Annotated in this window: 13 protein-coding genes and 2 pseudogenes; 9 read left to right on the top strand and 6 right to left on the bottom strand. The window is 73.8% G+C overall.

Annotated elements, in window-relative coordinates; translation table 11 throughout:
• Window positions 1–23: 23 nt before the first annotated feature.
• From IE242_RS08575 to IE242_RS08590, 4 genes are all read right to left on the bottom strand, one after another.
• On the bottom strand, window positions 24–896 hold the full coding sequence (locus IE242_RS08575) for a carbohydrate ABC transporter permease (protein ID WP_189856997.1): 873 nt from the start codon (window positions 894–896) through the stop codon (window positions 24–26).
• The gene (locus tag IE242_RS08580; protein WP_189856999.1) at window positions 893–1,879 is read right to left on the bottom strand and encodes a carbohydrate ABC transporter permease; all 987 of its coding nucleotides are present in this window, start codon (window positions 1,877–1,879) and stop codon (window positions 893–895) included. The genes IE242_RS08575 and IE242_RS08580 overlap by 4 nt, the downstream gene beginning before the upstream one ends.
• Before the next feature lie 47 nt (window positions 1,880–1,926).
• Entirely contained in the window at window positions 1,927–3,273 is a 1,347-nt protein-coding gene (locus tag IE242_RS08585) for an ABC transporter substrate-binding protein (protein WP_189857002.1), read from the bottom strand.
• A 100-nt stretch (window positions 3,274–3,373) separates the two neighbouring features.
• Window positions 3,374–4,489, bottom strand: a complete 1,116-nt coding sequence (locus tag IE242_RS08590) for a substrate-binding domain-containing protein (protein ID WP_189857004.1) — start codon at window positions 4,487–4,489, stop codon at window positions 3,374–3,376.
• Window positions 4,490–4,853: 364 nt separating this feature from the next.
• Here IE242_RS08590 and IE242_RS08595 point away from each other — a divergent pair.
• The 9 genes and pseudogenes from IE242_RS08595 to IE242_RS08635 all read left to right on the top strand — a co-directional run.
• A pseudogene (locus IE242_RS08595) lies at window positions 4,854–5,052 on the top strand (hypothetical protein); the annotation flags it as partial.
• 648 nt (window positions 5,053–5,700) lie between these two features.
• On the top strand, window positions 5,701–7,839 hold the full coding sequence (locus IE242_RS08600; RefSeq protein ID WP_189857006.1) for a hypothetical protein: 2,139 nt from the start codon (window positions 5,701–5,703) through the stop codon (window positions 7,837–7,839).
• Window positions 7,840–7,928: 89 nt separating this feature from the next.
• Entirely contained in the window at window positions 7,929–9,437 is a 1,509-nt protein-coding gene (pelF, locus tag IE242_RS08605; RefSeq protein ID WP_189857008.1) for a GT4 family glycosyltransferase PelF, read from the top strand.
• Window positions 9,434–10,945 (top strand): hypothetical protein, encoded by a 1,512-nt coding sequence (locus IE242_RS08610; protein ID WP_189857010.1) that lies wholly within the window; start codon window positions 9,434–9,436, stop codon window positions 10,943–10,945. The genes pelF and IE242_RS08610 overlap by 4 nt, the downstream gene beginning before the upstream one ends.
• Before the next feature lie 92 nt (window positions 10,946–11,037).
• Window positions 11,038–12,039, top strand: coding sequence for a GDP-mannose 4,6-dehydratase (locus tag IE242_RS08615; protein WP_189857012.1), 1,002 nt, complete (start codon window positions 11,038–11,040; stop codon window positions 12,037–12,039).
• A gap of 67 nt (window positions 12,040–12,106) precedes the next feature.
• Window positions 12,107–12,820: a nucleotidyltransferase family protein gene (locus IE242_RS08620; RefSeq protein WP_189857014.1), complete on the top strand. Its 714-nt coding sequence runs from the start codon at window positions 12,107–12,109 to the stop codon at window positions 12,818–12,820.
• A gap of 8 nt (window positions 12,821–12,828) precedes the next feature.
• The gene (locus IE242_RS08625) at window positions 12,829–13,773 is read left to right on the top strand and encodes an NAD-dependent epimerase/dehydratase family protein (RefSeq protein ID WP_189857016.1); all 945 of its coding nucleotides are present in this window, start codon (window positions 12,829–12,831) and stop codon (window positions 13,771–13,773) included.
• Window positions 13,770–14,432 carry a spherulation-specific family 4 protein gene (locus IE242_RS08630; protein ID WP_189857018.1) on the top strand — a complete coding sequence of 221 codons (663 nt, stop codon included), beginning with the start codon at window positions 13,770–13,772 and terminating at the stop codon, window positions 14,430–14,432. Before IE242_RS08625 ends, IE242_RS08630 begins: the two co-directional genes overlap by 4 nt.
• Window positions 14,432–15,355 (top strand): endo alpha-1,4 polygalactosaminidase, encoded by a 924-nt coding sequence (locus tag IE242_RS08635; RefSeq protein WP_189857020.1) that lies wholly within the window; start codon window positions 14,432–14,434, stop codon window positions 15,353–15,355. Before IE242_RS08630 ends, IE242_RS08635 begins: the two co-directional genes overlap by 1 nt.
• 22 nt (window positions 15,356–15,377) lie before the next feature.
• On the opposite strand, the gene IE242_RS08640 is transcribed toward IE242_RS08635, so the two are convergent.
• Both IE242_RS08640 and IE242_RS08645 read right to left on the bottom strand, forming a co-directional pair.
• Window positions 15,378–16,937 (bottom strand): FAD-dependent oxidoreductase, encoded by a 1,560-nt coding sequence (locus IE242_RS08640; RefSeq protein ID WP_189857022.1) that lies wholly within the window; start codon window positions 16,935–16,937, stop codon window positions 15,378–15,380.
• A 758-nt stretch (window positions 16,938–17,695) separates the two neighbouring features.
• Window positions 17,696–18,409, bottom strand: a pseudogene (locus IE242_RS08645) (class I SAM-dependent methyltransferase); the annotation flags it as partial.
• Between the last annotated feature and the right edge of the window lie 28 nt (window positions 18,410–18,437).

Here is an 18,437-nt window from a genome sequence, read left to right on the forward strand (position 1 = left end):
ACGGCGTGCTGGACGGGTCCCGGTTACTTGACGGACCCCGCCGTGAGTCCCGACCGCCAGAACCGCTGCAGCAGCACGAAGGCGAGGATCAGCGGCAGGACGGCGAGCAGCGAGCCCATGATCACGACGGGGTAGTACTCGGGGGAGGTGGTGGCGGCGCTGTTCCAGGCGTACAGGCCGAGGCTGACGGGGTACAGGTCCTGGTCGGACAGCATCACCATCGGCAGGAAGAAGTTGTTCCAGATGGCGGTGAGCTGGAACAGGAAGACGGTGACGACGCCGGGTGCCAGCATGCGCAGCGCGACCCGGACGTATGTGGTCAGCTCCCCCGCGCCGTCCATGCGCGCGGCCTCCAGCACCTCTCCGGGGACGTAGCCCTGGCTGAAGATCCGCCCGAGGTAGACGCCGAAGGGGTTGAACAGCACGGGGACGAACACCGCCCAGAAGGTGTTCACCACGCCCGTCTCTGAGGCGATGAGGTACAGCGGCAGGGCGAGCACGGTCTGCGGCACCATCACGGCGGCGAGGACGAGCCCGAAGAGCTTCTCCTTGTGCCGGAAGCGGTACTTGTCGAAGGCGTACCCGCAGGCCACGCTGATCAGCGCGCCGAGCGCGGCGCCGAGGACCGCGTACAGCAGGCTGTTGGCGTACCAGCGGCCGTACAGTCCGCCGTCCATCGCGAACAGGTCGCGGACGTTCTGGACGGGGGAGAAGTCGCGCAGGGCGAACAGGTCGCTGCCGAAGAGCGCGTCGCGGTTCTTGGCGGCGGCCAGCACCAGCCACAGCACGGGGAGGAGGGTGTAGAGGACGGAGACGCCGACGACGAGCCGGACGGTGGCGCGGCCCAGCAGGCCCGGGCGCGCGGCGGTGGGGCCGGCGGTGGTACGGCTGCTCATCGGGCCGCCTCCTCACGGGCTCCGGAGCGGCTGGTCCAGCGGGTGACGCCGTACGACAGGGCGATCGTGCAGAGCAGCAGGACCACGGAGGCGGCGGCCGCGAGGCCGTAGTTGTTGCGGGTGAAGGCCGCGTCGTAGATGTACATGCTGGGGGAGAAACGGGAGTTGATCATCGGGGTGGACTGGCTGAGCAGCATCGGCTCGGTGAACAGCTGGAGCGCCCAGATGAGGGTGAACATCGCGACCATGACGATCGACGCGCGCACCAGCGGCGTCTTCACCTGGAGTGCGGTACGGACCGGCCCCGCGCCGTCGACGACCGCGGCCTCGATCACCTCGCGCGGTACGGCCTGGAGGGCGGCGTAGAAGACGACCATGTTGTAGCCGAGGTTGCTCCACAGGGCGATGTTGACGATCGACGGCAGGACGGTGTGGACGCCGAGGAAGTTCACGGTGATGTCCGCCTCGCCGAGCAGGTCGATCACCGGGCTGAGGCCGGGCGTGTACAGGTACAGCCAGATCAGGGCGGCGATGATGCCGGGCACCGCGTGCGGCAGGAACAGTCCCAGCTGGGCCCAGGCGCGCAGCCGCACCACGCCCGCGTCGAGGAGGAGCGCCAGGGCGAGCGCGCCCACGACCATGAGCGGGATGTAGATCAGGCAGTACAGGGCGACGACGCCGAGGCCGCCGAGGAAGGTGGGGTCGGTGAGGACGGCGGCGTAGCTGCGCAGCCCGACGAAGACGGTCCGCTCGGGGCCGAAGCCGAGGCCGGGCTGGTCGTCCTGGAAGAAGCTCAGCCACACGGCGGTGCCGACGGGGATCAGGAAGACCAGCGTGAGGAGGAGGAAGAAGGGCGTCATCAGCACGGCGCACGCGCCGAGTTCGCGGCGGCGCGCGACCTTGCGGACGCGGTCGCGGGGTGCGGGCCGGGCTCCGGTGCCGGGCGCGCTCGTCGGGGCACCGGAGGGTGCCGTGGTGGTCATGGGGAGGGTCACCTGCCTCTCTGCAGGGCCGGGCGAGCAGGTCGGGATCAGGTGCTGTTCCTGGTGGTGGTGAGGCCGAGGGCCTTGAGGTCGGGCATGGTGCCGTCCTCGGCTGCGCGCACGGCGTCGATGATCGAACCCTGGCCGCCGCTCGCTCGGGCGAAGCCGTCCTGCATGACCTCCTGGGTGGCGGTCATGCGCGGTCCCCAGGTCCAGCCGTCGCGGATCTTCCCGGCCTCCTGCTCGAAGAGGCGGTAGATGTCCTGGCCGCCGTAGTACGAGCGGTCGAAGGCCTCGCGGCCGACCTCGACGAGGCCGGGCGCGGCGGGGTACTGGCTGCTGGTGCCGCTGGACAGCCGGGCGCGCAGGGCGTCGGGGTGGGAGACCTGCCAGGCGATGAACTCCATGGCGGCCTCGGGGTTCCGGCTGTCCTTGGTGACGGCGAAGGTGGAGCCGCCGTGGGTGCCGACGGCGGGGCGCTGCCCGTCGTCCCACTGGGGCAGGGGGGCGATCCGCCACTGCCCCTTCTGTCCGGGGCGGGCGTTCATCTGGGCGCCCGCGTCCCACGCGCCGCTGAGGCGGGTGAGGACCTGGCCCTGGCCGATCTGGGCGTCGTGCTGCCGGCCCTCCGACGGGTTCATGAAGACGAGGTCCTGGTCGGCGAGGCGCTGCCAGTACGCGGCCACCTCGCGGGTGGGCGCGTCGGCGAGGGAGACGTTCCAGGCGCCGCGGGAGGTGTCGAACCACTGGGCGCCCGCCTGCCAGGCGTACGCGGCGAACTGGGTGCCGCCGTCGGTGGGGAAGATGACGAGCCGCCGGTCCGGTGCCCTGCGGCGCACCACGCGGGCGGTCTCCTCGTACTCGGCCCAGGTACGGGGGACTTCGAGGCCGTACTCGGCGAAGAGGTCCTGGCGGTAGTGCATGACCATCGGCTCGACGTCGAGGGGGACGCTGAAGACGCGGTTCTCGAAGGTGGTGAGGGAGAGGGCCTGCGGCAGCAGTTTCTCGCGCAGTCCGCCGGCCGTGCTGTCGATGAGATCGGTGAGGTCGCGGGCGACGCCGTCGATGGCGAAGCCGGGGACCTGCGGGTATTCGATGGTGGCGACGTCCGGGGCGTTGCTGGCGCGGGCGGCGTTGCTGAGCTTGGCGTAGCCGCCCTGGCCGCCGGCGGGGATCTGCTGGAAGTCGACCTGGATGCGGTCGTGGGTGCGGTTGAACGCGTCGACGACCTCCTGGCTGCCGCGCAGGGCGGACCAGAAGGTGATGCGTGTGGCTCTCCCCGTGCCGCGCGACCGCCGGCTCCCCTCGCTCCCGCTGCAGGCACCGAGGGCGCCGGTCAGGGGAAGCACTGCGATCGCGCCCAGCACGGAGCGGCGGCCTGGCAGGCCGGGCATGGGTACCTCCCGCGGCTCCTGTTCGGGACACGGGAATGGTTGATCGGTCCGCCGAGGCGGGTCAATCGTTCGATCGCAACAAGCCCGAACGGTCAAACGATCAGCGCGCGTCGCCGGGCGGGGTCTGCGCCGAGCCGCGCACCTCCAGCCGCGGGAGCAGTTCGACGCGCCGTACCGCCTCCGGCACGGTGGCCGTGCCGTGCTCGAACGCCAGGCGGCGCAGCAGCAGTTCGGCCGCCGCACGGCCCACCTCGGCCTTCGGCGGCGCCACGGCCGTCAGCGGCACGCTGCCCAGGGCGGCCACCACGTCGTCGTACGCCACCACCGAGCAGTCCTGCGGCACCCGCACCCCCGCGTCGGCGAGCTGCTGCACCAGCATCAGCGCGTCCACGTCCCCGTGCAGGAGGGCGCCGGTGGCGCGGCGCCGGCGCAGCAGCGCGGCGAGGTCGAGCGGGGCGGGGGCCGCCGCGCCGCGGCCGGACCGGGAGGCCGGGGCGCTGAGCACCACGCACCAGTCCTCGATCTCCGGCCGGGCCGCGGCGATCCCGGCGAAGGCGGCCCGCACCGCACGGGCGGTGGGGCTGTCGTCGCGGGCGGCCAGGACGATGCGCCGGTGTCCCAGCGCCACGAGGTGCTCCACCGCGAGGTGCACCCCGTACCAGTGGTCGGAGCAGACCGAGTCCACGGCGTGCAGCGGGCCGCCCCGGTCCGGCCGGCGCTCCATGAGCACCGTGGGCACGCCGGTCTCGGCCAGCCAGCGCGCGTCCGCGTCCTCCTCGTCCGCGCCGCGCCACCGGGGCGCTATGAGCAGCCCGCGCGCGCCGCCGGCCAGCGCGCTCTCCACGATGGGCCGTTCGGCGCCGTCGGCCTGGGGCGCGATGTGCAGCGCGATCCGGATCCCGGCCTCCTCCAGCACGCCGCGCGCGCCGTGCAGCGTCTCGTTGAGGTAGGCGTGACGTTCGGGGACCACGACGGCGACGGCGTCGCCGCGGTCGTACGGGGCGGCGGACCGGGCCGGCCGCGCCACCGGCACGACCGGGCGGACCACACCGTGGCCGCGCCGCAGCGCACCCCGGCGCGCGAGCTCCTCGACGTCCCGGCGGACGGTGACGACCGAGACCTCCAGCTCGGCCGCGAGGTCGCTCACCCGGGCCGAGCCACGGGACTGGACGACCGCCAGGATCCGCCGGCGTCGTACTTCGGCAGGTTCCCGCATGCCTGCCGGCCCCTTCCCCCTCACCGTGCCCCGCACGGAATGTTCGTTTGAACGGTTCGGCGGCAGCATAGCGAGCCGCGGCCGGCGGGACGCCGCCGGAATCCAGATGCCCAACTTCCCCTTGCGTACCGTGACATCCGGTATGCGCCAATGATCGGCAACCGCCATCGAACCGCCCCGGCCTCACCGGACTCGCGAACTCCTGGAGCTCCACCCGTCGCTACGGTGCACCGACGCCTCTCATGGCTCCACGAGAACAGTCCGTCACATGTCCCTCACGCAGTGCACACTTCCAGCCGACCGCGTTGCCACCGGGTCGTACGGGGCAGACGGTCCGCCCGTGGTTCTCATAGCCTCCCGGGCCATGCGACACAGACACATGCGCCGCTTCGGCCTCGCCTCCCTCCTCGCCCTCCCCCTCGCCCTGTTCGGCACGGCCCCATTGCGAGCGCGGCCGGCCCCGCCGACCTGACCTTCAGCACCGACACGGCCACATCCAGCCCGGTGGCACGGTCAACGTGTCGATGACGCTGACCAACAACCACACGTACGACGTCTGGTTCGCTCGCGCCGGCCCTCCGTGAGCCGGGCACCGTGACGCCGTGACGCCGTGACGACCCATGCCACGCACGGGACTCCGGACCACGACTCCCTTCCCGTGAGCTCCGGATCCCGTGCGTCGGGTGCCGGGTGCCGCGCGCGTGCAGGCGGCTCCGCCTCCTCCTCGTGAGCCCGCTCCCCGCGCACGGCACCCGGCACCACCCGGAGGCCGCCCCGCACCGGCACATCCCGTGCGGGGCGGCCGCCCCTTCGCCCGTCACCTCACCGGCCGCCCGTGACCAGAAACCGATCATGTGCCGCGAGCCCGAAGCGGTCTGTACCGGTGACACCCCGCCCCTCACCGACGCCCCATGGGCCGCACCCTCCACCAAGGGCCGGGCCTGCGCGAGTTCCGTTTCCGGCGGCTTCCGCGCGGAACCGACAGGCCGCTCCCGCAATCGTTGCGCACCCCTCTTCTCTCCATATGGACACCTGCACTTTTCCGTCACGTTTCGCAGCAGGCGCACAAAAGTTCCCCACGGACATCAGTATGTGAGCGGGACGGATGCGGACCGACCGGATGCCTGAGGGGGGCTACGGCGTCCGCACGGGGGTGCGTCTCGGTCCGCAGGGCTGTGCTCACCCCGTCCTTGGGGAGGGGACACCACCGCATGAAGCGGAGCATGCGCACGGCCTTGTGCACCGTGGGCGCAATGATCAGCACGCTCGGCCTGTCCGTGGGGGCGGCCCAGGCCGACGACACGACACCCCGGATCGACCTCCGGGTGCTCGTGGTGAGCGACGGCGGACCGGCCACCGACGCCATCGCCGCCGAGCTGAGGACGGCCGGCACGCCCTACACCGAGATCGATCTCGGGCAGTCCGGCCGGCCGGTGATCGACGAGGACTTCCTCGCGGACACGGTGGACGGCCGGCCGCGCGCGAAGTTCCAGGCCGTCGTCCTGCCCGACGACAACCCGTTCCCCACCGGGTCCGCCGAGATGGCCGCCCTCGTCGAGTACGAGCGGACGTACGCGATCCCGCAGGTGGACGCCTACACGTACGCCCGTCCCGAGGTGGGCCTCGGGTACGCCGTGCAGGCCGGTTACGCGGGCAGCCTCGACGGTGCGGAGGCCGAGGTCACGGCGGCCGGGCGGTCGGGGCCGTTCGGGTATCTCGACGGTGCCGTGCCGTTCGAGGACAACTCCCCCACCGTCGGCGAGAGTTACGCCTACCTGTCCACGCCCGCAGCCGGGGCCGACTTCACCCCGTACGTCGAGGCGCGGATCCCCGGGCGGACCACCCGCGGGTCGCTCGTCGGCGAGTACCGGCACGACGGGCGGCGCGAGCTCGTCGTCACCTTCGTCTACAACCAGTACCAGCAGCAGTTCCGGCTGCTGGCCCGGGGCATCGTCGAGTGGATGACCGAAGGCGTCCACCTCGGTGCCTCCCGCAACTACTTCGCCGTGCACGTGGACGACGTCCTCGCCGCGGACGACCGCTGGAACAGCGAGCACAACTGCACACCCGGTGACGTCGACTGCACGGACCCGACCATCGAGGCCGACCCGATCCGGATGACCGCGGCGGACGTCGACCACGCCACCGCCTGGCAGGACGAGCACGGCTTCACGCTCGACCTGGCGTACAACGCCGCCGGCAGCGTCGACCACCGCGAGGAGAACGGCGGCACCGACGCGCTCGCCGACCGGTTCCTCGCCGCCCGCGACGAGTTCCGCTGGATCAACCACACCTACTCGCACCCCTTCCTGGGCTGCAAACAGGACACCAGCGTGGTGCCGTGGCGCTGCGCCACCACCGCCGACGGCGCCGTCGACTGGGTGAGCCGCACGGAGATCTCCGACGAGATCGCCCTCAACCGGGTGTGGGGCGAGACCAACGGGCTGCCCCTGGAGAACGAGGAGCTGGTGACCGGCGAGCACTCCGGCCTCAAGGTCACCCCTCAGCAGCCCGAGGACAACCCCCACCTCGGCCCGGCCCTCGCCGACAACGGCATCACCTGGCTCGCCTCGGACAACTCCCGTGACCCGGGCCAGCGTCAGGTCGGTCCCGCGCTGACCGTGTCCCGCTACCCGATGAACGTCTTCTACAACGCCGGGCGCGCCGCCGAGCAGGTCGACGAGTACAACTGGATCTACACCAGCCGCGCCCAGGGCGGCAGCGGCATCTGCGAGGACAACCCCGCGACCTCCACCTGCCTGACGGAGCCGCTGGACACCGCCACGGGATACGCCGACCACATCGTCCCGCTGGAGACCCGCATCGCGTTCGGCCACGTCCTCGCCAACGACCCCAAGCCGCACTTCATCCACCAGTCGAACCTGGCCGAGGACCGCATCGCTTACCCGGTGCTCGACGGTGTGCTGGAGGGTTACGCCGCCCTCTTCGCCGACGACACGCCCGTGGTCAACCTGCGGCAGAAGGACATCGGCGCCGAACTGGAGCGGCGCGCCGCGTGGCGGGCCGCCGTCGACGCCGGTGAGGTGACCGCGTACCGCATCGGCACCGCGGTCACCGTCGAGGCGCCGGACGGGCTGGCCGTGCCGGCCACGATGCCCACGGGTACCACCGCGGGCGGCGCCGCCTACGGTGACGCGTACGCCGGGCTGGTGTCCGCCTGGACGCCCGCGGACACGGAGCCGCTCGCCCTCACCCTGTCGTCGGCCCCGGCCGCGCAGCCGACGGCGGACCCGGACTCCGGCGACGTGAGCGAGCCGTCGGCCAGCGCGCCGGACACCGAGGTGCCCGCCGGGGTGACCGAGCAGGTGCCGTACGCACCGCAGAGCTGAACGCTCCGCACCCACTTGAGGGTTCCGGCCGCCGACCGCGGCCGGGACCCGCACCACCCCTCACCGGACCACAACGGCGGAGCACAACCATGCACGTTCTCAGCGGCGCGCCGCGCTCCGGCGCAACACGCGTCACCCTCCTCACCGAAGGAACGTATCCCCACAGCCACGGCGGTGTGAGCGTCTGGTGCGACCAGCTCGTCACCGGCATGCCCGACATCGACTTCGACGTCATCGCCGTCACCGGCACCGGCCGCGAGCCGGTCGTCTGGGACGTCCCCGCGCACGTCACACGTGTCACCCCGGTTCCCATGTGGGGACCGGCCCCCGGCGGCCGGCCGCCCCGGGGACGCCGCGCGCGCCGGCTCGCGGACCTGTACGACCGGTTCCTCACCGCCCTGCTCGACCCGGCCGCGGAGGACGGCTTCGGCCCCGCCCTGTACGGGCTGGCGGACGCGGCCGCGGCCGGGGAACTGAGCCCGTTCCTCCGCGACGACCGGGCGCTCGGCGTCCTCACCTCGGTGTGGAACCGCCCGGACCTGGCGGTGCGCGAGGCACGGCCCACCCTGCACGACGCGGTCACCGCCACCGTGCTGCTGGAGCACGCCCTGCGCCCGCTGGCCGCGGACCCGCCGGCGGAAGGCGTGGCGCACGCGGTCAGCGGCGGCGTCGCCGTGCTGCCGGGCCTGACCGGCCTGCAACGGCACGGCGTCCCCCTGCTGTTGACAGAACACGGCGTCTACCTGCGGGAACGCTATCTGGGATATCGCACCGGCCCGTACCGGTGGCCCGTCAAGGCGGTCGTCCTCGGCTTCTTCCGGCTGCTGGCGGAGGAGACCTACCGGCGGGCCGCGCTGATCACCCCGGGCAACCGGTACAACCGGCTGTGGGAGGAGGAGGGCGGGGCCGACCCCCGGCTGATCCGTACCGTCTACAACGGCGTCGATCCCGCGGCGTTCCCCCCGGCCGGGCCCGAGCCCGAGGTGCCCACCCTGAGCTGGGCCGGCCGCGTCGACCCGATCAAGGACCTGGAGACGCTGATCCGCGCCTTCGCCGTCGTCCGGGAGAAGGTGCCCGAGGCGCGGCTGCGGCTGTTCGGCGGCACTCCGCGCGGCGGCGAGGCGTACCGGGAGCGCTGCGAGGCGCTGGCCGACGGGCTGGGCCACGGCGACGCGGTCACGTTCGAGGGCCGGGTCGACGACATCAAGGACGCGTACGCCGCCGGGAACGTCGTGATGCTCTCCAGCATCAGCGAGGGCTTCCCCTTCACCCTGATCGAGGCCATGTCCTGCGGGCGGGCCACCGTCTCCACCGATGTGGGCGGGGTCCGGGAGGCCGTCGGCGACACCGGACTCGTCGTACCGCCGCGCGACCCGGCCGCCATGGCCGCCGCGGCCCTGGAGCTGCTGGACGACGCGGAGCGCCGGCGGCGGATGGGCGAGGCGGCCCGGCTGCGGGTGATCGAGCAGTTCACGCTGCGGCAGACCGTCGACTCCTTCCGCTCCGTCTATCTGGAGCTGGCGGCCGGGGGCCGGACGCCGGACGACAGTACGTGGCCGGAGGCCGGCGCGGAGGAACTGGGGAGCGTGGCCGGATGAGCGGGCCGCTGGCCCTGGAGCCCGACGGCACCGGGAACGACACACTGTCCCTGCGGCTGGCGGAGGAACGCACCCTCGCCCTGCGGACGGTGGACGAACGCGCGCTCACCCGCCGCGCGGGCAAGGGCTCGGGCCATGGCGCGGGCAGGGGCGCAGGCCGTCAGGGGGACGATCACACCCTCGCCCTGCGCACGGTGCACGAGCACACCCTCGCGCTGCGGCTGCTGCCCGGCCGTGAGCAGCGCGAGGCGGTGGACCGGCTCGCCGCCGACCTGGCGGACAAGGCGGGTCCGGCCGTGCACCCGTACGAGATCGCCGCGCTGCTGGAGTCGGAGGGCCTGACCGGGGAGGCGATCCGCGACCAGTACGGCCACAAGGACCTGTTCTCGCTCGCCGCCGCCGTGTACGACCGGGTGCCCCGGAGCTTCCCCGAGCCCGCGGCGCCGCCCGACCCCTGGCGGCCGGACCATGTGCGCTGCCTGCTGCGCGGGGTGCTGTTCGCGCTGCCCGGGCTCGCCCATGTGCTCACCGCACGGCTGTGGCAGGCCGGGGACGGGGTGACCGCCCTGGTCGTGGCCGGGCTGGTGTCGTGGGCGTGGGGTCAGGCGCTGGGCCACCGGGCCTTCCTGCGGATGGCCGCGGGACGCCGGGAGGCGGGCCGCACACTGCTGGCGGGCGCGCCGCTGGGCGCCGTCCTCGCGACGGGGGCCGGTGTCGCGGTCGCCGGACCCGGTCCGGCGGCGCTGTTCGCGGCCGGACAGTCCGTGTACCTGGCGTGCGCCGGAGTACTGCTGGTCCTCGCCCGGGAGCGGCTGCTGCTGGCCGCGCTCGGCCCGCTCGCCGCGGGCGCGGTGGTGCTGCCGTGGTGGGAACCGGGGCCCGGCCTGCGGGTGGGGCTGCCGCTGCTGTCGCTGCTGGGCGTGGTCGCCGCGGCCGGCTGGGTGCTGCGCGGCACGCTCACCGCCGAGCCCGCCCCGCACGCCGTCCGGCCGGGGCCGCTGCTCTCCCTGCCGTACGGGCTGTTCGGCCTGGCGGCGGGCGTGCTGGTGCTGGTGCAGGGCCGCTGGGAGCCGTACGCCGTGATCGTGCTGACGGTGAGCATGGGGCCGGCCGAGTGGCTGCTGTACCGCTACCGCGGGCTGTCGGTGGCCGCCCTGCGCGCCACCTCGACGCTGCGCGGCTTCCGGCTCCGTTCCGCCGGTATCCTCGCGCTCTGTCTGCTCTGCTATCTGGCGCCTCTGCTGCCCGCCGCGCTGCTGACCGGTGCCGAGCCGCTGCCGCTGCTGCTGCTCGCGGCCACGCTGTGGACCGCGCTGCTTCTCCAGGCGTTCGGCACCGCCTGGCCGCCCGCCGCGGTGTGCCTCGCGGCCGCGTGCGCGGCGGGCGCGGTCGCCCTCTTCCGTCCCTCGCCGGACCCCGCCCTGCTGTCGCTGTGCTGCGCGGCGGCCGCGGTGGTCCTCACCGGCTGGGTCCTGTTCGCCCTGGGCCGGCCCTCGGCGCACGCCTGACCCCGCCGTCACATCCCGCTCGCCACCTCACCCATCACCTCGTCGCGTGCCGCCGTCCGGCGGTGCGCCATCGACCGGAAGGAAAGCCTCAGTTGAGTTCCGCACCGCTCGCCGCCGTCACCGGAGCCGAGGGCTTCATCGGCTCCCACCTCACCGAGGCGCTGGTCGCGTCCGGGTACCGGGTGAGGGCGATGGCGCAGTACAACTCCTTCTCCTCCTACGGCTGGCTGGAGACCCTGCCGAAGGACGTGCTCGACGAGGTCGAGATCGTGCTCGGCGACGTCCGCGACCCGGGCTCCGTCCGGGGCCTCGCCGAGGGCGCCGACTGCGTCTACCACCTGGCGGCCCTCATCGCGATCCCGTACTCGTACCGGGCGCCGCACAGTTACGTGGACACCAACGTCACCGGCACGCTCAACGTGCTGGAGGCGGTCCGCGCGCTGGGCACGCCCCGGCTCGTGCACACCTCGACGAGCGAGACGTACGGCACCGCGCAGACCGTGCCGATCACCGAGGACCACCCCATCAACACCCAGTCGCCGTACGCCGCGTCGAAGGCGGGCGGCGACCGGCTGGCCGACAGCTACTACGCCAGCTTCGGCACCCCGGTGGTGACGCTGCGGCCGTTCAACACCTTCGGTCCCCGGCAGTCCATGCGGGCGGTGATCCCGACCGTCATCGGGCAGCTCGCGGCCGGCGAGCGCACCATCACCCTCGGGGACCTGCGCCCCACCCGCGACTTCACCTTCGTCAAGGACACCGCGCAGGCGTTCCTCGCGGTGGGCACGGCCGACGCCGGGAAGGTGGTGGGCCGCACGTTCAACGCGGGCACCGGCGGCGAGATCTCGGTCGGTGACCTGGTGGCGCTGATCGGCAAGGTGATGGACACGGAGGTCGACGTCCGCGAGGACGCCCAGCGGGTGCGGCCCGCGAACTCCGAGGTGATGCGGCTCGTCGCGGACGCCGGCCGGCTCCGTACGGTCACCGGCTGGGAGCCCGCGCACAGCCTGGAGGAGGGCCTCGCGCAGACCGTGGAGTTCTTCCGCGACCCGGCCAACCTCGCCCGCTACAAGACCGACATCTACAACATCTGACACTCATTCCGCTTCACATCACTCACGTCACCTCACCTCACCTCCACACGTCCATGAAGGAGAGCCCATGCACGCAGTGATCCTGGCGGGGGGCAAGGGCGTCCGGCTGCGGCCCTACACGACCGCGCTGCCCAAGCCGCTGGTGCCCATCGGCGACCAGCACGCCATCCTGGAGATCGTGCTGCGCCAGCTCGCGACGGCCGGCTTCACCAGGTGCACCCTCGCGATCGGGCACCTGGGACAGATCATCCGAGCCTATGTGGGCGACGGCTCCCAGTGGGGCCTGCACGTCGACTACGTCACCGAGGACAGCCCGCTGGGCACCATGGGCCCGCTGCTCACGATGCGCGACCGGCTGCCGGAGTCGTTCCTCGTGATGAACGGCGACATCCTCACCGACCTCGACTACGCCGACGTGCTGCGGCAGCACCGCGCCTCGGGCGCCCCGCTGACCATCGCCACGTACGCCCGCACGGTGAAGATCGACTTCGGGGTGCTGACCACCGCCGACAGCAAGGTCGTCGGCTTCACCGAGAAGCCCGACCTGGACTATCGCGTGTCCATGGGCGTGTACGGGCTCAGCCGCGCCACGCTCGACCACTACACGGCCGGGCTGCCGCTCGGCTTCGACGAACTGGTCCTCGACCTGCTTCGGGCGGAAACCCCGCCGCACGCCTACGAGTTCGACGGATACTGGCTGGACATCGGTCGCCCGGACGACTACGACCGGGCGAACGCCGAGTTCACCAGCCGCAAGTCGCTGCTGCTCAAGGGAGCCTGACCACCGTCATGCGCGTACTCGTCCTGGGCTACACCGGATACCTCGGCGGTCATGTCGTCGAGCATCTGCGTCTGCTGCCGGAGATCGGCGTCCTCCGCGCCGGCCGGTCACCGGACGCGGTGTACGGCGTCGACCTGGCCACCGCCGGCCCCGACCGGCTGGCCGAGACCCTGGCGTCGGCGGCGCCGGACGCGGTGATCAACTGCGCCGGCGCCGTCGGCGGCGACCCCGTGAGACTCGCCGAGGTCAACACCCGGGGCACCGCGGTGCTGTGCGAGGCACTGCGGCAGGCCGCGCCCAAGGCCCGGCTGGTCCACTTCGGCTCGGCTGCCGAGTACGGCCTGGGCGGCAAGGGGATCAGGGTGACGGAGTCGGCGCCGACCCGTCCCCTGTCCCCGTACGGCGCGACCAAGCTCGCCGGCACCGTCACCGTGACCACGTCCGGGCTGGACGCGGTGGTGCTGCGGGTGGGCAACCCCGTCGGGCCGGGCGCGCCGCCGAGCGGGCTGCCCGGCCGGGTCGCGGGGCTGCTGCGCGAGGCGGGCGGGGACCGGGAGGCGGTGCTCCGGCTCGGCGACCTGTCCGCCTACCGCGACTTCGTGGACGCCCGCGACGTGGCGCGGGCGGCGGTCCTCGCGGCGACCGCGTCCGGGCCGCTGCCGCGCGTGCTGAACATCGGCGGCGGGCGGGCCGTCCGGGTCCGCGACCTGGTGCGCACGCTGGCCCGGCTCGCCGGGTACCAGGGCCGCATCGAGGAGGACGGCGGCGGCTCCGCGCGCTCCGGCGACGTGTCCTGGCAGTGCTCGGACATCACGGCCGCGCGGGAGGCCCTGCTGTGGCGGCCGTCGTACACGCTGGTGGCGTCGCTGGCCGCGCTGTGGTCGGCGACGCGGGCACCGGCCGCACACGCGGAGACGGTGACGGCCCCGGCGGACGGCGGCCGGGTGCGGTGAGCCTCCTCGTGCCGCTCTACGTCCATCCCGCCGAGGACCCCGACGCCTGGCAGCGCCTGCTGGCGGCCGTGGACCGTACGTACGCGGTGGTGGTCAACCCGGCGAGCGGCCCCGGCCGGGAGCCGGACGCCGCCTTCGTGGCCGCCGCCCGCGCCCTGCGCGCGGCCGGTGCCCGGCTGCTCGGCTATGTGGACACCGGCTACGGGGAGCGGCCCGCCGGCGAGGTCGCGGCGGACGTCGTACGGCATCGGGACTGGTACGGGACCGACGGCTGCTTCCTCGACCGTACGCCGGCCGGCGCGGACCGGCTGGCCGGCTGCCGAAGACTCGTCAGACGGGTGCGGCGCCTCGGTGCCGCACCCGTCGTACTGAACCCGGGCGTCCATCCGGCGCCCGGGTACACGCGCCTGGCCGATCTCGTCGTCACCTTCGAGGGGCACTGGTCCACGTACGTGGCGGCGTACCACCGGCCGGAATGGACCGAACGGCACACGCCGGAACGTTTCTGCCATTTGATCTACGGTGTACCCGAGGCGCTGGTCCCACTGGCCGTGCGCACCGCCACGGCACGTGGTGCCGCGGTCTGCGGGCCGGTGACCGGTGAACTACCCAATCCGTGGGCGGCGCTGACGCCCGCGTTGGCGGAGACGAAGGACTGATGGGCGGCAGGACGACGAGGGGCCCGGGGCGGCCGGGGCGGCGGACGTCACGGGTGGGCGCGGCGCTGGTGGCGGCCGTGACGGCGGCGGCCGTGGCCGGGTGCGCCGGGGACGGCGCCGACGACGAGGGGAAGGCGCGGCAGTCTCCGTCCGCCACGGTCTCCGCCTCCGCCTCCGCCTCCACGAAGGGATCGGCGGGGTCCGGCTCGTCGGAGGGAGCCGGCGACCTCTGGCGGCCACGGCCGGGAGTCGACTGGCAGTGGCAGCTCGACGGGAAGGTCGACCCGTCCGTGGACGTCCCCGTCTACGACATCGACGGCTTCGAGAACTCGGCCGCCGACGTGGCGGATCTCCACGCCGACGGCCGCAAGGTGATCTGCTACATCAACGTGGGCGCGTACGAGGACTGGCGGCCCGACGAGGACGACTTCCCGGAGTCCGTGCGGGGCGAGTCCAACGGCTGGGAGGGCGAGCGCTGGCTCGACATCCGCCAGGTGTCGGTGCTGCGGCCGATCATGGAGCGCCGTTTCGACATGTGCCGGGAGAAAGGCTTCGACGCGGTGGAGCCCGACCTGATGGAGGGATACGCCGACGACACCGGTTTCCCGCTCACCGCGGAGGACCAGCTGACGTACAACCGGATGATCGCGGACATCGCCCATGAACGGGGCCTGGCCGTCGGCCTCAAGAACGATCTGCCCCAGATCCCCGAGCTCGTCGACGACTTCGAGTTCGCGGTCAACGAGGAGTGTGCGGAGTTCGGCGAGTGCGAGGAGCTGACGCCGTTCATCGAGGCGGGCAAGGCGGTGTTCCACGTCGAGTACCGGGAGCCCACCGAGTCGTTCTGCGCGGAGTCGCGCGAGCTGAAGCTGTCGTCCATGCGGAAGAAGCTCGGGCTGGGGGTGTGGCGGGACCCCTGCTGAGCGGCGCGGGCCGCCCGGCCGGTCACCCGCTCCCCCACCGCGCCAGGTGCCGCAGGACGGCGCCCCGCCCCCGGTTCGGCACCGTCCACAACATCTGGCCACGGACGCCCCAGCGCTCCAGGAGGACGTTGGCGGCGAGGAAGCCGGTCGTCGCCGCGCGTTCCATCAGGGCGACCGGCAGATCCGTCCGCACCAGGTCACCGGCCACCATGAGCCCCGGGTCCGGGGTCCGTACGGTGGGCCGGCCGGCGTGGCCGCCCACGGGGAACAGCGGGCAGTCGGCGCGCCACTCGTGCCGCTCGTCGAGGACCCGGGCGGTACGGGTCTCCGGGTACACGCGGTGCAACTGCTCCAGCAGGCGCTTCTGCTCGACGTCGCGCGACGCGTCCTCCGGCAGCGCGTACGCGTGCAGTTCGACCACCGAGCCGCCGGTGCGGGCCGACCAGCGGGCCGCCTCGCCCTCCCAGCGCTCCAGGACGCTGACGTTGTCGAGGGTGCCGTAGCCGGCGGTGCCGAGGAAGCCGGGCCGGTGGCGGCCGACGGGCGTGTCCAGCCACAACCGGGACACCAGGAACGGCGGGGCGTTGCGCAGCCGGGCGATCCGGGCCCGCCAGGGGGCGTCGGCCAGCCGCGGGGAGCCTTCGACGAGCGCGCGCAGCCCGGCGGTGTCGAGGGCGAGGACCACGGTGTCGAAGCGGTGGGCCCCGCGTTCGGTGACGACGTCGAAGCCGCCGTCCGCGCGCGGGGACACGGTCTCGACGGGGTCGGCGGTGCGGAGGTCGGCGCCGTGCCCGCGCAGATATGTGGCGAGGGGGTCCCAGAGCGCCGCCGGGAACGGTTCGGCCGGCACGTCGAAGAGCAGCCCCTCGGCCGAGCCGAGGAAGTAGATGTGGAACATCAGCACCATCTCGGCGGCGGACAGCTCGCGCGGATCGGCGAAGAAACTGCGGGAGAACACCTCGAACGCCAGGTGCCGGGCGGCTTCGGGGAACCGGATCGCGTCCAGGAAGTCCTGCGCGCTGACGGCGTCCAGCCGCTCGTACACCTCGGGCACCCGGACGTCGAGCAGGGGCAGCGCGGCGACCGGGTTCATCCGCAGCAGGTCGCGGGCGCCGAAGGCGGGACTCGACGCCACGAAGCCGAGCGCGCTCCAGGGCGGGGTGCGCGGCACGCGGCGGAAGCCGTCGCACAGGCCGTCCGCGTGCCGGAGCGGATAGTCGGGAAGGCCCGTGAGGCGTTCCAGGCCCGGGTCCGTACGGCGCAGCAGGCCACGGAGGTTGTAGTACTGGCGGAAGAACGCGTGGAAGCCGCGGCTCATCGTCACGGTGCCGCCGTCGCCGAGAGTGGTGGGCCAACCGGCCAGACGTCCTCCGAGAACGGGTTCGCGCTCGTGCAGGGTCACGCGCACGCCACGCTCCGCCAGGACCGTCGCGGCGGCCAGCCCCGCGATGCCGCCGCCGACGACGGCGGTGGTGGGCGGGGCACCGGTGATCCGGGGCGCCCCGGGACGGGCCGGCACCACCACGGCCCGCCGGTCCCTGCCACGCCGCGCCGCCGCCCGCGGGTCGCGGGGGCCGGTCATCGGTCGCCCGCCGGGGCGGCTCGGCCGTCTGCCGGGGTCGTGTGGTCGCTCCCCGCCGACGCGGCTCGACCGTCCGTCGGAGCGGCTCGGCCGTCTGCCGGGGCCGTGTGGTCGCTTCCCGCCGGCGCGGGCGGGACGGTCCTCTCACTCGTCGTCCTGTTCCTTGTCCCGGCGCCCCGGCCGTTCCCCGGCGAGAGCCGGTCACCCACCCGCGCGAACCCCTTGTCCGCCGGCGCGAGCCAGACGCCTCCCGCAACGGCCGGGTCGGCCCTCGGAGCACCGTGGTTCACCTCCCGAGCCCCGTGGCTGCTCCTCAGCGTGGCCCGGTGGCTCCCCGGCGCGGCCCGGTCACTCGCCGGCGCGACCCGATGGCCCTCCGGCGCGACCCGGTGGCCCCCCGACGCGGCCCGGTCACTCGCCGGGCCGGTCCCACTGCCGGCCGGGCCGGTCCCACCGCCGGCCATGTCGGTCCCGCTGCCGACCAGGTCGCTCCGGCCGCCGGCCGGACCGCTGCGGACACCTGCCGGACGGTGCAAGGCGTCCGCCGACGCGGTCCGCCAACCCGCCGGGTCGGTCCGGTCGTTCTCCGACGCGGTCCCTCCTACGGCCCCGGCCGGGCCCGCCCCGTGCCCTGCCGGACCGGTCCGGCCACCTGCCGACGCCGACGGGCCGCCCACCGGCGGAGGCTCGTCACCCGCCACGACCGCCCGGCTGCTCCCGGCCCGACCGGCCGGGGACACGGGCCGGACGTCCGCCGGGCCCGCGTGCCCGCGGCGGGCCACGACGGTGTGGGTGATGCCGGTCTGCCAGCCCGGCAGGGGCAGGACCCGTACGCGGTCGAAGCCGGCGGCCCGGACACGGTCGGCGAAGCGGTCCGCGGTGTCGAAGTCGACGACGCTGCGCCACAGGTGGCGGTAGAGCCGTCCGTCGCCCAGGGCGGAGGCCACGGGCAGGACCAGACCCCGGCACACCGCCGTCCAGGTCGCGCGGTGCCGGGCGCGTCCGCTGAGGGTGTACTCGTGCGCCGCGAGCCGCCCCCGCGGCGCCAGCACCTCGCGCACCGCCCGCAGCACGGCGTCGGGGTCGGCGGTGTTGCGGAAGAGGTAGCCGGCGAAGACGGCGTCGAACGGACCGCGCACCCCGGCGTCCGCCAGGCCCTCCGCGGGCGCGTGGACGAAGGTCACGCGCCGTGGCCAGGGCTTGCCGGCGGCCCGGTCCAGTATGCCCACGGACGCGTCGACCGCGGTGATCGCGGCTCCGGGCAGTACGCCGGCGAGGGCGGCCGTCGAGGCGCCCGTCCCGCAGCCCAGGTCCAGCACGCGCAGCCCGTCCCCGCCGTGCGGCAGGCCCAGGCGGCGTACGGAGCGGCGCAGATGGGCGTGGTAGCCCGGGTTGGCGGCCACGAGCAGGTCGTAGCCGCGGGCGGCGTGGTCGAACGCGGCGGCCAGCTCGGCGTCGCGCAGTACGGTCATCGGTTCTCCGGGTGGTTCCGTCGGGCGG

The organism is Streptomyces poonensis, from assembly GCF_014650915.1.
GTDB lineage: Bacteria > Actinomycetota > Actinomycetes > Streptomycetales > Streptomycetaceae > Streptomyces > Streptomyces poonensis.